This is a genomic window from Pseudocitrobacter faecalis (genome assembly GCF_965231525.1).
Lineage (GTDB): Bacteria > Pseudomonadota > Gammaproteobacteria > Enterobacterales > Enterobacteriaceae > Pseudocitrobacter > Pseudocitrobacter faecalis.
Map to the genome: position 1 here is coordinate 2,707,921 of NZ_CBDDNJ010000002.1, position 15,597 is coordinate 2,723,517.

Sequence of the window (15,597 nt, forward strand, 5' to 3'; positions counted from 1 at the left end):
TGATAATTACGTTACGTACAAGTAAACACTATTATTGGTAGCTTACCAATAATGTTAATTTAAATGATCATTACTCCATTTTAATTAACTGGCAAAACGGGAGGCTGACGAAAAAAATCAACTGATTTTGCAAACTTTAAAATTTATTTTTATTTTGATAATCAAAAAGTTATGCCGCATTCGACGAAAAACCATTCGATTTGCGGGCCTATAAGCCAGGCGAGATATGATCTACATCAAATTCTCATCTATAATGCTTTGTTAGTATCTCGTCGCCGACTTAATAAAGAGAGAGTTAGTGTGAAAGCTGACAACCCTTTTGATCTACTTGTTCCTGCTGCTATGGCCAAAGTTGCCGAAGAAGCAGGTGTCTATAAAGCAACGAAGCATCCGCTGAAAACCTTTTATCTGGCGATAACTGCGGGCGTGTTTATCTCGATTGCTTTTGTTTTCTACATTACTGCCACCACAGGAACCGCGGGTATGCCTTTTGGCGTCGCGAAACTGATTGGGGGTATCTGCTTCTCACTGGGCTTGATTCTCTGCGTCATTTGCGGGGCCGACCTCTTCACTTCCACGGTACTTATCGTTGTCGCGAAAGCCAGTGGTCGAATCACATGGGGTCAACTGGCGAAAAACTGGTTGAACGTCTATGTTGGTAACCTGGTAGGATGTCTGCTCTTTGTTCTGCTAATGTGGCTCTCCGGCGAATATATGACCGCTAACGGTGGCTGGGGCTTGAATGTCCTGCAAACCGCTGACCACAAAATGCACCACACATTTATCGAAGCCGTTGCCCTCGGCATCCTGGCGAACCTGATGGTTTGTCTGGCTGTCTGGATGAGCTACTCTGGCCGCAGCCTGATGGATAAAGCCATGATTATGGTTCTTCCGGTTGCCATGTTCGTCGCCAGCGGCTTTGAGCACAGTATTGCAAACATGTTTATGATCCCGATGGGGATTGTGATTCGCAACTTTGCAAGCCCGGAGTTTTGGACCGCAGTAGGTTCAACGCCGGATAGTTTTTCTCACCTGACTATCATGAACTTCATCACTGATAACCTCATTCCGGTGACTATCGGGAATATCATTGGCGGAGGCCTGTTAGTTGGGCTGACATACTGGGTCATTTACCTGCGTGAAGGCGACCATCACTAAAGTGAGCGTTGTGTCAGGCAGTAAATAAAAAATCCACATAAGAAGGTAGGTGTTACATGTCCGAGCTTAATGAAAAGTTAGCCACAGCCTGGGAAGGTTTTACTAAAGGTGACTGGCAGAATGAAGTCAACTTACGTGACTTCATCCAGAAAAACTACACTCCATACGAGGGTGACGAGTCCTTCCTGGCAGGTGCTACTAAAGCAACTACCGAGCTGTGGGACAAAGTAATGGAAGGTGTTAAACAGGAAAACCGCACTCACGCGCCTGTTGATTTCGACACTGCTGTTGCTTCTACCATCACCTCCCACGACGCGGGCTACATCAACAAGTCGCTGGAAAAAATCGTTGGCCTGCAGACTGAAGCTCCGCTGAAACGCGCGCTGATTCCGTTTGGCGGCATCAAAATGATCGAAGGTTCCTGCAAAGCGTACAACCGCGAACTGGACCCGATGATCAAAAAAATCTTCACCGAGTACCGTAAAACTCACAACCAGGGCGTGTTCGACGTTTATACTCCGGACATCCTGCGTTGCCGTAAATCTGGCGTCCTGACCGGTCTGCCGGATGCATACGGTCGTGGTCGTATCATCGGTGACTATCGTCGTATCGCCGTTTACGGTATCGACTTCCTGATGAAAGACAAATTCGCTCAGTTCACCTCTCTCCAGTCTGACCTGGAAAACGGTGTGAACCTGGAAGCGACTATTCGTCTGCGTGAAGAAATCTCCGAACAGCACCGTGCGCTGGGTCAGATCAAAGAGATGGCAGCTAAATATGGCTACGACATCTCTGGTCCGGCGACTAACGCTCAGGAAGCGATTCAGTGGACTTACTTCGGCTACCTGGCTGCTGTTAAATCTCAGAACGGCGCTGCAATGTCCTTCGGTCGTACCTCCAGCTTCCTGGATATCTACATCGAACGTGACCTGAAAGCAGGCAAAATCACTGAACAAGAAGCTCAGGAAATGATTGACCACCTGGTCATGAAACTGCGTATGGTTCGCTTCCTGCGTACTCCTGAATATGATGAACTGTTCTCCGGTGACCCGATTTGGGCAACTGAATCCGTCGGTGGTATGGGCGTTGATGGCCGTACTCTGGTTACCAAAAACAGCTTCCGTTTCCTGAACACCCTGTACACCATGGGCCCGTCTCCGGAACCGAACATCACTATCCTGTGGTCTGAAAAACTGCCGCTGGCGTTCAAAAAATTCGCTGCGAAAGTGTCCATCGATACCTCTTCTCTGCAGTATGAGAATGACGATCTGATGCGTCCAGACTTCAACAACGATGACTATGCTATCGCTTGCTGCGTAAGCCCGATGATCGTTGGTAAACAAATGCAGTTCTTCGGTGCGCGTGCTAACCTGGCGAAAACCATGCTGTACGCAATCAACGGCGGCGTTGATGAAAAACTGAAAATGCAGGTTGGTCCTAAATCTGAACCAATCAAAGGCGATGTGCTGAACTACGACGAAGTTATCGATCGTATGGATCACTTCATGGATTGGCTGGCTAAACAGTACGTCACCGCACTGAACGTCATCCACTACATGCATGACAAATACAGCTACGAAGCTTCTCTGATGGCGCTGCACGACCGTGACGTTATCCGTACCATGGCTTGCGGTATCGCGGGTCTGTCCGTAGCGGCTGACTCCCTGTCTGCGATCAAATATGCGAAAGTTAAACCGATTCGTGACGAAGACGGTCTGGCTATCGACTTCGAAATCGAAGGCGAATACCCGCAGTTTGGTAACAACGATGCTCGCGTCGATGACATGGCTGTTGACCTGGTAGAACGTTTCATGAAAAAAATTCAGAAACTGACTACTTACCGCAACGCTATCCCGACTCAGTCCGTTCTGACCATCACTTCCAACGTTGTGTATGGTAAGAAAACCGGTAACACCCCAGACGGTCGTCGCGCAGGCGCTCCGTTCGGACCAGGTGCTAACCCGATGCACGGCCGTGACCAGAAAGGTGCTGTTGCCTCTCTGACCTCCGTAGCAAAACTGCCGTTTGCTTACGCTAAAGATGGTATCTCTTACACCTTCTCTATCGTTCCAAACGCACTGGGTAAAGACGACGACGTTCGTAAAACCAACCTGGCAGGCCTGATGGATGGTTACTTCCACCATGAAGCGTCTATCGAAGGCGGTCAGCACCTGAACGTTAACGTTATGAACCGCGAAATGCTGCTCGACGCGATGGAACATCCGGAAAAATATCCGCAGCTGACCATCCGCGTATCTGGCTACGCAGTACGTTTTAACTCCCTGACTAAAGAACAGCAGCAGGACGTTATTACTCGTACCTTCACTCAGTCCATGTAATGGATTTGACTGAAATCGCGATTTAAAAAGCGTACAATAAAGGCTCCACGCAAGTGGGGCCTTTCTTATAAGTCCCCCACTCTCCCCGAGCCTGTTTTGCGGGTTAATCTCTATAATGAAATTAACGTGCAAAATAAACTCGAGACGGCCTGAAGTCATGATCGTCACCCCTGCCGGACGCGGGGAAAAACTGGAGATAACACTGCAATGTCTGTAACTGGTCGCATTCACTCCTTTGAATCCTGTGGCACCGTTGATGGCCCAGGTATCCGTTTTATTACCTTCTTCCAGGGCTGTCTGATGCGCTGCCTCTATTGCCATAACCGTGATACGTGGGATACCCACGGCGGCAAAGAGGTCACCGTTGAAGAACTGATGAAAGAAGTTGTGACCTACCGTCACTTCATGAACGCGTCCGGCGGCGGTGTGACCGCATCCGGTGGCGAAGCCATTCTTCAGGCTGAGTTCGTGCGTGACTGGTTCCGCGCCTGTAAAAAAGAAGGCATCCACACCTGCCTTGATACCAACGGTTTTGTGCGTCGTTACGATCCGGTCATTGATGAACTGTTGGACGTTACCGATCTGGTGATGCTCGATCTCAAACAGATGAACGACGAGATTCACCAGAATCTGGTCGGCGTGTCGAACCATCGCACACTGGAATTCGCTCAATACCTGTCAAAAAAAGAAGTAAAAGTCTGGATCCGCTATGTTGTGGTTCCTGGCTGGTCAGATGATGACGATTCTGCGCACCGCCTGGGCGAATTTACCCGCGACATGGGCAACGTCGAGAAAATCGAGTTGCTGCCATATCACGAACTGGGTAAACATAAATGGGTGGCGATGGGTGAAGAGTACAAACTGGATGGCGTCCATCCACCGAAAAAAGAGACCATGGAACGCGTCAAAGGCATTCTGGAACAGTATGGTCATAAGGTAATGTACTAAAGCCTTTAGCGTGGCTCTCATCCGGAGTCACGCGTCTTCTCTCCACGTCATATCAATCGCATTCAGAACCTGCCCCAGTTGATGGGGTTGTATTTGCCCGGGCTTCCACAGCGCGACCACCGGATGCGTTAACCCTTGATCCCCCGCCTCGGTCTCCTGACGTTCGACGTTCTCCCACTCGCCCACGCCGAAATGACGTGGTAAAAACGCCCAGCCGTCACCGGCGGACAACCGCTTTTCTAACAGCGCGATTTCATTAACGCGAATGATACGGTCGGCGATTTGAATACGCTGTGCCAGCGCATCCTGCAGCATACAAAAAGGCACCAACTGCGGGCTGGCGGCAAGATGCAACATCGACACCGGCGAGACCGGGAAAAAGCCTTTACACGCCCAGACGGATAGCGATATAGCACCCACGGCCCGCCACTTAAGATGATCGTTAACCGAACGATTCAGCGCCTGGTAGATCCCCATATCCACCTTCCCGTCATCCAGCCACCGCTCCGCCTGTTCACGTTCACACATCAGCAAATCCAGCGAAATATGTTGCTGCGCGAGGGTACTTGCCAGACTAAGTAAAAAATCACGCGGCGTGAAAGGGTCATAGCACAGCGTCAACTGCGTCTTTAGCTGATCGGGCAGTTGCTTAGCGACCTGCGAAAAGGCCTGCGCCTCATGTAAAAACAGTCGAGCCTGGCGATACAGACGCTTACCGTAATCAGTGAGTTCAAGCGGTCGTTTTGCGCGATCAAACAGAATATAACCTAAGTCTATTTCAAGATAATCAATAAGCTGACTTACCGTCGTCCTGTCCTTCTTCAGCTTTTTGGCCGCCTGAGTCAGGGTTCCGCACTCACAAACGCAGGCAAACGCTTCAATTTGCGCCAGAGAAAAATTAATCGGCTCCATAGGTCTTCTCTCCATCTGCGGGGGATATTCCCCCGCTAAGTGATTTATTGCGCTGAGTATATTAACCCTAACATAGACGGGTGAACTTAACTGAGGAAGAAAAATGAAGAATCAAAAAATCTCCGCCGTCGCATTAGGTCTGGTACTCACTGCGGGGGTCAGCGTCAGCGCCGATGCCTGTACCCGCGCGTTTATGAACATGTTTCCGGGCTATATGGTCACCGCCCGCAATCTGGATTTCTTTGGCCCTGTCGACCCGTCACTGGTGATCACCCCAAAAGGCATCGCCCATAATGGCGGAGACAGCGCTAAAGCGGCACACTGGACCACCCGTTATGGCAGCGTTGTGGTCTATGCGGATGGCGTCTTTCCGATGGATGGTATGAATGAAGCCGGGCTGGCGGGGCATACGTTGTTTTATATGAATGGCTCGCAGGTACAACAGGATAACCAGGATAAACCCGTGCTCGAAAGCCGGGCGTGGTTAAGCTATATCCTGGATAACTATGCCACTGTTAACGACGCCGTCGAAGGTATTCGCCATAACGTGCGTCTGGCGGCGGCTAAACTGCCGGTGGATTACGCGACCGATACTAAACATATCGCGATCGAAGATAAGAGCGGTGACTCTGCCATCATTGAAATCGATAACGGCAAAGTGAATATCTATCACGATAAAAACTACCGCGTGATGACCAACCCGCCTTCTTACGATAAACAGTTAGCAAATCTCGCGCGTTTCAGCCACGCGAAACGTGACGCGATCCCAACCGGGCTTGATGCCGACCAGCGACTGGTACGCGCCAGCTGGAACTTACAGAATCTGCCAAAACCGGATAACAAGAATCAGGCCCAGGGATTTGTGCTGTCGGTGGTTAACAATGTGGCTTACCCCATCGGTATTCCGGCAGAAAGCGATGAACAGAAAGTCACCGACATGTATGCGAAATACAGTAAGAAGCCCGAGAACAATAAAGGTATTGGTACCTACTGGACGACAATATCTGACCTGTCGCATCAGGAATATCATTTTAAATCGACCTTTGCCGCCTCGCAGGTGTGGGTGGATTTAAAACAAATCAACTTTAGCGCTGGCCAGCCGGTGAAAACCATCAGCGGCCTCAACGACTATGCGCAGAAAGGCTGGGAAGGGAATATCCTGGCGCAGGCAAAATAATCGTCAAGCCCGATAAGATTTGAATTATCGGGCTTTTACTTGAAGTACGGGTCAGGCATGCGCCACTGGCGTTGGATGATGCCCGGCTTTGCGCAGCAGCATCAGCAAATAGACAAACGATACGCAGGCAATCATCACGAACAGCAGGTTGTCGGAATAATTCTGCATCAGCATTGCGGTCAGCGTTGGGCCGAGCAGGCTACCGATGGTATAGCTCAGCAGCAACGCCTGGTTCATTGACACCAGTTGATGATGTTCCACTTTTTCACAGGCCCAGGCCATTGCCACCGGGTATAACGTAAAGCCGGAAGCGCCGAGGACAAATAACGCAGGGGCCATAGCCGCGTTGCTGAGCATAGCAAGGCATCCGAGGATCACCACGAAGACCTGTACACGCAGGACTAACAGACGGCCATAGCGATCCGCCAGGCGACCCACCGGCCACTGCCCCACGATGCCTGCACTAACCATCACTGCCATCCAGAAACCGATACCGGAATCGCTCACCCCCTGGTGATTCAGATAGAGCGGCATCAGACCGTAAAGCGACCCCAGTACAATCCCGGAGATAATGCAGCCATTTACGCCAAGGCGCGCCTGGCGCAATGTGAACATCGACCACACGCGGGTTGAAACATGCGTTTCATCCTGCTGGTTATTGATGCGCGCAAATAGCATCGGCAGAATGGCTGCCAGTACGAGGCCCGTCATCACCGGTAACACGGTCAACAGATCGGTTGGCAGCTTGCTGACCATCAACTGGCCGAGCACCGTCCCCACGTAATAGACCATCATGTACGCCGCCAGCAAACGCCCGCGATTACGCGACGTACCGCTGGACATCAGCGCGCTTTCCACGACAACCCAAATCATCGCGCAGCCAACGCCCGCAATAAAACGCCAGAACATCCAGCTCCAGAATCCGACCATTACACCTAAGCCGACGCAGCCCACGGCAAAAATCGCGGAAGCAATGTAGTAGCTACGGTTAAATCCCATGCGCTTAATCAAGTGCCCGGTCAGCAATGTCCCCACCAGGTTACCGGTGAAATAGGAGGAGCCGACCATCCCGACCTGCCAGGTGGGCAAGTTTTCGCGGGCGAGCCAAAGCGGGACGAGCGTATTTAATACCGCAATCGCCAGAGTCAACAAAAGTAAGCCACAGAGCAACAGCTGCACCGGGCGAGTATAGGTGTTCATGGGTAAAAACCGTGAGGATGATCAGATTTCGAGCGCATCATGCCACGGCCATAATTAAAGTCAATCGCCCGGCTGACGGGGGCTGCGGGGAATATGGGGCGACGATTGATGTTTCTTATCCAGCGAAGCGGAAATAAATTCACACCAACAATCATTTCATTGTTTTTATTCGTTTATTACCGGAACAACCCGGAACGATTGGTCGAAAAATTTCATGATAAAAAAGCATTAAAAAGCCAGGACGCGATGCCTGGCTTTTTTCATACACACAATAACTTAACTGGCAATCGCCATGCCGACAGTCATATGCAGACCATAAAAAACGCCACGGCCAATCAGTTCGCCCGCAATGACCAGCACGACGGCGATGCTCAGCAGCGGCAGCGCGGGTTGATACCCTTTCAGCTGCGGCGCAACCCAGCACACCAGCGCCAGAGCAATCAGCACCACACGCCAGGCCATCAGCGAGCCGTAATCAGGCACCAGTGCGGATGCCTGTTGAATGGAGCTATGGATCGTCGCCAGTTCCGCGCCCTGCATCAGCGCAACCACCACGCTCACCACCAGCGCAACAATGCTAACGGCAGGCAGCAGACGCATCGCCCAACCGGTGACATCGGCTGCGCGCAGCAGCAGGTAGCCCAGCAGCGGGCCGCCAATGAACAGCGTCAGGAAGAAGCTCATCGGCGTCCAGACACTGTACCAGGTCGGCACCGTATCAATGCTGTTGTACACACGTACCATCATCCAGACGAATACCACACCCAGGACGGCGGTCACAATCAGCCACAGCCCACGCAGCGCCGGCGACAGTTTTTTCACCATCGCCAGCAGCCAGCCAAGGCCGCCGACTGCAAAGAAGATTGCGCCACTGGCAATTTCATTACTCAGCGCCGAGGAGCCCACGCGGTTAAGCGAGTTGAACGCGCGAAACGGCGAGCCCAGGTGAAGCGTTGAGGCAATGAACGCAATGCCCATCAGCACCCACAGTGCAAGCATCCCGGTTACCACACGTTGTTGCGCGTTCGGACGTAAATCCCCCTTCAGCAGCGCCACTGCCAGCACGATAAACGCGCCCACCACGCATTGCCCAAAGACTGTAAAGATCATGAGCGGCCATTCATGCCATCCACTTCCCATCTCACACCTCCTTCGGATTGGCTAAATAGCCAGTGGTGTCGCCGGTTGGGCGACTGTTGGCATTCGGCTTAATGACGATGCTTGGTTTGGTAAAGTGCGCAGACGGCAGCGGCGCAACGGCGGCAAGATTACCGTGTTTTTTGCGCAACTCGTCAATCGGGCCGAAATCGAGCGCACGCAGCGGGCAGGATTCCACGCAGATAGGTTTTTTACCATCCGCCACGCGATCGTGACAGCCATCGCACTTCGTCATGTGCCCTTTCGCCGCATTGTACTGCGGCGCGCCGTACGGGCAGGCCATGTGGCAATAGCGACAGCCGATGCAGACATCTTCATCGACGACCACAAAACCATCTTCGCGTTTGTGCATCGCGCCGCTCGGACAAACCTTGGTACAGGCCGGATCTTCGCAGTGGTTGCACGAAATAGAAAGATAGTAAGCAAAGACGTTCTGATGCCAGACGCCGTTGTCTTCCTGCCAGTCACCGCCCGCGTATTCGTAGATACGACGGAAGCTGACGTCCGGGCCTAAATCTTTGTAGTCTTTACACGCCAGCTCGCAGGTTTTGCAGCCGGTGCAACGACTCGAATCAATATAAAAACCATATTGGGTTGTCATCGATTACTCCTTACACCCTTTCAACCTGAACGAGATTTGTGTGTGACGGGTTTCCCTTCGCCAGCGGCGATGGACGCTGCGTTGTCAGAACGTTGATGCAGCCCGCCTGATCGACACGTTTAGCATCCGGGTCATACCATGCCCCTTCGCCCAGGGCGACAACGCCCGGCATCATACGCGGCGTAACTTTCGCCTCGATATGTACTTCGCCTCGATCGTTAAAGATGCGCACCCGGTCGCCGTTGGCGATACCGCGTTTCTTCGCATCCAGCGGGTTGATCCACATCTCCTGACGGCAGGCCGCTTTCAGCACGTCAACGTTGCCATAGGTAGAGTGAACGCGGGATTTATAGTGGAAACCGGTCAGCTGCAACGGGAATTTTTCCGTCAGCGGATCGTTATAGTTTTCAAATCCTGGGGTGTAGATCGGCAGCGGATCGATAACATCGCCTTCCGTCAGTTCCCAGGTTGCGGCGATTTTCGCCAGTTCCTGAGAATAAATTTCGATTTTGCCTGACGGCGTGGTCAGCGGGTTGGCCTGTGGATCCTCACGGAAGGCTTTGTACGCCACGTGATGTCCTTGCGGATCGCGCTTTTTGAAAATCCCCTGCTTACGGAAGGTGTCGAAGTCCGGCAGTTCAGGGATGGCTTTGCGCGACTGTTCATACAGATGACGCATCCACTCTTCCTGGCTGCGACCTTCGGTGAACTGCTGCTCAACGCCCATACGCCTGGCAAGCTCTGTGGTCATCTCGTAGATGGTTTTGCACTCGAAGCGCGGTTTAATCGCCTGATCAGCAAAGATGACGTACGACATATTGCCGCAGGACGCATCCAGCGCGAAGTCCATTTGCTCAGACGCGGTGCAGTCCGGCAGGATGATGTCGGCGTATTTCGCGGACGAGGTCATATGGCAGTCGATGACCACAATCAGCTCGCACTTCTTATCATCCTGTAGGATCTCGTGGGTACGGTTGATCTCTGAATGCTGGTTGATAATACAGTTGCCCGCATAGTTCCAGATCATTTTGATCGGCACATCGAGTTTATCTTTCCCGCGCACACCATCGCGCAGCGCCGTCATTTCAGGGCCGCGTTCGATTGCATCGGTCCACATAAACATGGAAATGCTGGTCTGAATCGGGTTCTCCAGGGTCGGCATCCGCACGAACGGTAAAGAGTAAGAACCTTCGCGCGCACCGCTGTTACCGCCGTGAATACCGACGTTTCCGGTCAGGATAGAGAGCATGGAGATCGCACGGGTAGCAATTTCGCCGTTCGCATGACGCTGCGGGCCCCAGCCTTGAGAGATAAACGCCGGTTTAGCGGTCGCGATTTCACGCGCCAGCTTCACAATGCGATCGACCGGGATACCGGTGATAGCCGACGCCCACGCCGGCGTTTTCGCCACACCGTCGTTGCCTTCGCCGAGAATATAGGCTTTATAGTGACCATTGGCTGGCGCGCCCGCTGGCAGCGTCTTCTCGTCATAACCGACGCAGTATTTATCGAGGAACGGCTGATCGACCAGATTCTCGGTGATCATCACCCACGCCAGTGCAGATACCAAAGCGCCATCGGTTCCCGGACGAATCGGGATCCATTCATCTTCACGCCCGGCGCCGGTGTCGGTATAGCGCGGATCGATAATGATCATCCGTGCATTCGATTTCTGCCGTGCCTGCTCAAGATAATAGGTCACCCCGCCACCGCTCATACGCGTTTCGCCAGGGTTGTTACCAAACAGCACGACCAGCTGGCTGTTTTCGATATCAGACGGGCTATTACCGTCGGCCCAACCGCCGTAGGTATAGTTGAGACCTTCCGCAATCTGTGCGGACGAGTAGTCACCGTAATGGTTCAGATAACCGCCACAGCAGTTCATCAGACGGGCAACCAGGGTATTTCCCGGCGGCCAAGAGCGCGTCATGGTACCACCCAGCGTACCGGTACCGTAGTTGAGATAGATAGATTCGTTACCGTACTCTTTGATCAGGCGCTGCATGTTGGTGGCGATGGTATCGAACGCCTCCTCCCAACTGATGCGCTCAAATTTCCCTTCACCGCGTTTGCCCACGCGTTTCATCGGGTATTTCAGGCGGTCTGGGTTGTAGACGCGGCGACGCATAGAACGCCCGCGCAGGCAGGCGCGAACCTGATGCAAGCCATCGTAGTTATCATCACCGGTATTGTCGGTTTCGACGTATTTGATTTCACCATCCACAACGTGCATGCGCAGCGGGCAGCGACTGCCACAGTTTACGGTACACGCGCTCCAGGTGAGACGCTCGGCGGCAGTAGCCGGGGCTAGCGCATCAGCAGCGCTTACCATACGGCTAAACGGGAGCGTGAAGGCACTGCTGGCCATCGCCAGGCCGCCAATTGCCGAGGTTTTCATCAAACCGCGACGGCTGACCTCGGCTGCCAGAATGGCATCGGGGGTCTTAATTTTCATGAATACTCACTTCGTTGCTCACATTGAAAACAATACCGCTATATAGTTATAGATATAGCGAAATTTTTATTTTTTAGTTTTATCTGCTGCGGGTTACTTCGAAGGGAGTATTTCTCTTTTGAATGGTTAAGGTATTGCTCAGTATCAATGATGGGCACAAAAAAAGCGCCCGCAGGCGCTTTTTACATAAGAAAGGTGAATTAACCGATATATTCCAGGCCGTTCATATACGGGCGCAGAACTTCCGGCACCTCGATACGACCATCGGCCTGCTGGTAGTTTTCCAGCACTGCCACCAGCGTACGACCTACTGCCAGGCCGGAGCCATTCAGGGTGTGCACCAGACGGGTTTTCTTGTCAGATTTGCTACGGCAACGCGCCTGCATACGACGCGCCTGGAAATCCCAGACGTTAGAACAGGAAGAGATCTCGCGGTAAGTATTCTGCGCCGGCACCCACACTTCCAGGTCATAGGTTTTGCAGGCACCGAAGCCCATATCACCCGTGCACAGAATGATTTTGCGGTATGGCAGACCGAGCAACTGCAGAACTTTTTCTGCATGACCGGTCATCTCTTCCAGCGCCGCCATGGAGTCTTCCGGGCGAACAATCTGCACCATCTCAACTTTGTCGAACTGGTGCATACGGATGAGACCACGGGTATCACGACCATAAGAACCCGCTTCAGAGCGGAAGCATGGCGTATGCGCGGTCATTTTGATCGGCAGGTCATCTTCGTCGATGATTTCATCGCGCACCAGGTTGGTCAGCGGCACTTCCGCCGTTGGAATCAACGCATAGTTGCTGCTGTCAGCTTCTTCTTCCAGCGGACGCGTATGGAACAGGTCACCGGCAAATTTCGGCAACTGCCCGGTACCGTACAGCGTGTCCTGGTTTACCAGATACGGCACATAGTTTTCGCTATAGCCGTGCTGTTCGGTGTGCAGATCCAGCATGAACTGAGACAGCGCACGGTGCATGCGCGCGATCTGGCCTTTCATCACCACAAAGCGGGAACCGGTCAGTTTCACTGCCGCCGCGAAATCAAGACCGCTGTGCATTTCGCCCAGCGTCACGTGGTCGCGGACTTCGAAATCGAACTCACGCGGTGTACCCCAGCGGCTGACTTCAACGTTGTCGTTTTCGTCTTTACCGACCGGCACATCGTCGTGCGGAATGTTCGGGATGGTCAGTGCGATATCGCGGATTTCCGCCAGCAGCACATCCAGCTCAGATTTCGCGGCATCAAGCTGCTCACCGAGTTTGTTTACTTCCAGGCGTAATGGCTCGATATCTTCCCCGCGCGCTTTCGCCTGGCCAATGGATTTCGATCGCGAGTTGCGCTCTGCCTGCAGGTTTTCGGTTTCTACCTGCAGCACTTTACGACGCTCTTCAAGAGCGCGAAGTTTATCTACATCCAGCTTAAAGCCCCGGCGTGCCAGTTTTTCTGCGACTGCGTCTGGCTCGGTACGCAGCAGATTGGGATCGAGCATGCTTATCCTGTGCTTATCGAATTGAAAAAAGGGAATGCAACCGCAGCCTGCGGTTGCAAAGATACATTGCCAACATTACCGCAACGCCTGCGCTAGCGGTAGCGTTTTGTGCGGCTATTTTGATCCTGTTCATCGAGCCAGGCGAGCTTTTCGCCAATCTTGCCTTCAAGGCCACGGTTAGTTGGACGATAATAGCGCGTTTGTGCCATTTCCTGCGGGAAGTACTCTTCACCGGCGGCGTAGGCGTTGGGTTCGTCATGAGCATAGCGATACTCCTGCCCATAGCCCATCTCTTTCATCAGTTTGGTCGGCGCATTACGCAGGTGAACCGGCACATCGTAGTCCGGGCGTTCTCGCGCATCGGCCATTGCCGCTTTGAAAGCGGTATAGACGGCATTACTTTTCGGGGCACAGGCCAGATACACAATCGCCTGAGCAATCGCGCGTTCACCTTCCGCCGGGCCCACGCGAGTAAAGCAATCCCATGCGGAAATCGCGACCTGCATCGCACGCGGATCGGCGTTGCCGACATCTTCTGAAGCAATCGCAAGGCAACGACGCGCGACATACAAGGGGTCGCCCCCGGCGGAGATGATACGGGCATACCAGTAAAGTGCAGCATCTGGCGCGCTGCCACGCACCGATTTATGCAGTGCGGAGATTAAATCGTAGAAACGATCGCCTTTGTTATCGAAGCGCGCGCTGCGCTCACCGGCGATTTCGGTTAACAGTTCAGGTTTGAGCGTGCGCTTGCCGGAATCATCCACTTCGGCCATATCGGCCATCATTTCCAGCGTATTCAGGGCGCGCCGCGCATCGCCGTTCACCAGTTCGGCAATCGCCCGGCGGGTATCATCCGGCAAAACGATATCCTGGCCGCCGTAACCACGCGCATGGTCTTCCATCGCCTGAGACAGAACTTGCTCAATATCCTCGGTAGTGAGGGATTTCAGCAAATAGACGCGCGCCCGGGAGAGCAGCGCCGAGTTCAGTTCAAACGAGGGGTTTTCGGTGGTCGCGCCAATAAAAGTAATCGTGCCGTCTTCAATATGCGGCAGAAAGGCGTCCTGCTGGCTTTTATTGAAACGGTGAACTTCATCAACAAACAGAATGGTGCGGCGACCGGCGTTACGGTTCTGCCGGGCGCGTTCAATGGCTTCGCGGATCTCTTTCACCCCGGACGTCACCGCAGAGATGCGTTCGACATCGGCGCTGGCGTAACGCGCAATCACTTCCGCAAGTGTCGTTTTACCGGTGCCCGGCGGCCCCCACAGGATCATTGAGTGCAAATGCCCGGCTTCGATGGCGCGCGGTAGTGGTTTCCCGGCGGCCAGCAGATGCTGCTGACCGATGTACTGCGCTAAATTTTCTGGCCGCATACGGGCGGCCAGAGGTTGAAAGGTATTATCTGAAAAGTCGAGCGACATGTTGCTCACGACCTACCTCTACTTACGTTGATCGTCCACCGTCACCCCGGCTGGCGGCGTAAAGGTAAACTTAGACGCGTCTACCGCGCCGTTTTGCTGCGATTTCAGCTGATAGCTGCTGCGCTGGTCGTCCTGCTCAATCGCGCTGAACTGATGAATAGTGCCATCGCGACCAACATTAATGGTGAACTGCTTCAGGTTGCCGTTGCTGCCTTTCGGCGTCAGCATAAAGTCATCACCACTCTGCTTGATGTTGTACTGCGCCCAGTCGCTGGACTGGTTACGGGCAATCAGCATAAACGGCGTATTGCCTGTCGCATCGCTCAGACGCGTAGCGGTCACCTGCTCCACAAACGGGTTGTAGAACCAGAGGGTTTTACCATCAGACACCAGAATGCTTTCATCCGGCTGGGTCATGTGCCAGTTAAACAGATTCGGGCGTTTCACCCACAGATCGCCCTGGCCATCCTGTACCGCGTTGCCGCTACCGTCCGTTACTTTCTGGGTAAAGCTCGCGTGGAAACTGCTCACTTTATCCAGACGGCTTTTCAGATCGCTGGCAGCATCTGCCCAGACGCTACTGACAACAAAGCTGGAAAGTAATGCACACGTGATTGCTGCCTTTTTCATCATTAATCCTTAATAGCATCATGCTCCCGACGGGGAGGCTTCTGTCGCTCACTTTAGGCTTAAGCTCAGCGAGGCGACAGAAGAAAATACTGAATTTTG

At 53.0% G+C, this 15,597-nt stretch carries 12 protein-coding genes; 4 read left to right on the forward strand and 8 right to left on the reverse strand.

The features are described from left to right. Positions 1-300 precede the first annotated feature (300 nt). The 3 genes from focA to pflA all read left to right on the forward strand — a co-directional run bounded on the left by focA (position 301) and on the right by pflA (position 4,445). Positions 301-1,158, forward strand: coding sequence for a formate transporter FocA (gene focA / locus ACOXYR_RS13565; RefSeq protein ID WP_146745466.1), 858 nt, complete (start codon positions 301-303; stop codon positions 1,156-1,158). Between the two features lie 56 nt (positions 1,159-1,214). Next, positions 1,215-3,497, forward strand: coding sequence for a formate C-acetyltransferase (pflB, locus tag ACOXYR_RS13570; protein ID WP_015965104.1), 2,283 nt, complete (start codon positions 1,215-1,217; stop codon positions 3,495-3,497). A 207-nt stretch (positions 3,498-3,704) separates the two neighbouring features. After that, complete coding sequence (pflA, locus tag ACOXYR_RS13575) at positions 3,705-4,445, forward strand: pyruvate formate lyase 1-activating protein (protein ID WP_108474592.1); 741 nt, start codon at positions 3,705-3,707, stop codon at positions 4,443-4,445. Positions 4,446-4,472: 27 nt separating this feature from the next. Here the strand turns inward: pflA and ACOXYR_RS13580 are convergent, their stop codons facing one another. Continuing rightward, complete coding sequence (locus ACOXYR_RS13580; RefSeq protein WP_421355568.1) at positions 4,473-5,357, reverse strand: LysR family transcriptional regulator; 885 nt, start codon at positions 5,355-5,357, stop codon at positions 4,473-4,475. Between the two features lie 103 nt (positions 5,358-5,460). Between ACOXYR_RS13580 and ACOXYR_RS13585 the strand changes: the two genes are divergently transcribed. Continuing rightward, the gene (locus tag ACOXYR_RS13585) at positions 5,461-6,534 is read left to right on the forward strand and encodes a linear amide C-N hydrolase (RefSeq protein ID WP_189623497.1); all 1,074 of its coding nucleotides are present in this window, start codon (positions 5,461-5,463) and stop codon (positions 6,532-6,534) included. 51 nt (positions 6,535-6,585) lie between these two features. Here the strand turns inward: ACOXYR_RS13585 and ACOXYR_RS13590 are convergent, their stop codons facing one another. The 7 genes from ACOXYR_RS13590 to lolA all read right to left on the reverse strand — a co-directional run bounded on the left by ACOXYR_RS13590 (position 6,586) and on the right by lolA (position 15,498). Continuing rightward, a complete protein-coding gene (locus ACOXYR_RS13590) occupies positions 6,586-7,734 on the reverse strand; it encodes an MFS transporter (protein WP_421355569.1) in 1,149 nt (382 codons plus the stop codon). Between the two features lie 276 nt (positions 7,735-8,010). Continuing rightward, entirely contained in the window at positions 8,011-8,874 is an 864-nt protein-coding gene (locus ACOXYR_RS13595; RefSeq protein ID WP_108474596.1) for a dimethyl sulfoxide reductase anchor subunit family protein, read from the reverse strand. A 1-nt stretch (position 8,875) separates the two neighbouring features. Then, complete coding sequence (gene dmsB / locus ACOXYR_RS13600) at positions 8,876-9,493, reverse strand: dimethylsulfoxide reductase iron-sulfur subunit DmsB (protein ID WP_015965110.1); 618 nt, start codon at positions 9,491-9,493, stop codon at positions 8,876-8,878. A 10-nt stretch (positions 9,494-9,503) separates the two neighbouring features. After that, entirely contained in the window at positions 9,504-11,948 is a 2,445-nt protein-coding gene (gene dmsA / locus ACOXYR_RS13605) for a dimethylsulfoxide reductase subunit A (RefSeq protein WP_421355570.1), read from the reverse strand. Between the two features lie 200 nt (positions 11,949-12,148). Then, on the reverse strand, positions 12,149-13,441 hold the full coding sequence (gene serS / locus ACOXYR_RS13610; protein WP_113857371.1) for a serine--tRNA ligase: 1,293 nt from the start codon (positions 13,439-13,441) through the stop codon (positions 12,149-12,151). Positions 13,442-13,533: 92 nt separating this feature from the next. Further along, positions 13,534-14,877 (reverse strand): replication-associated recombination protein RarA, encoded by a 1,344-nt coding sequence (gene rarA, locus ACOXYR_RS13615; RefSeq protein ID WP_421355571.1) that lies wholly within the window; start codon positions 14,875-14,877, stop codon positions 13,534-13,536. 9 nt (positions 14,878-14,886) lie between these two features. Continuing rightward, positions 14,887-15,498 (reverse strand): outer membrane lipoprotein periplasmic chaperone LolA, encoded by a 612-nt coding sequence (lolA, locus tag ACOXYR_RS13620; protein WP_108474600.1) that lies wholly within the window; start codon positions 15,496-15,498, stop codon positions 14,887-14,889. Positions 15,499-15,597: the final 99 nt, after the last annotated feature.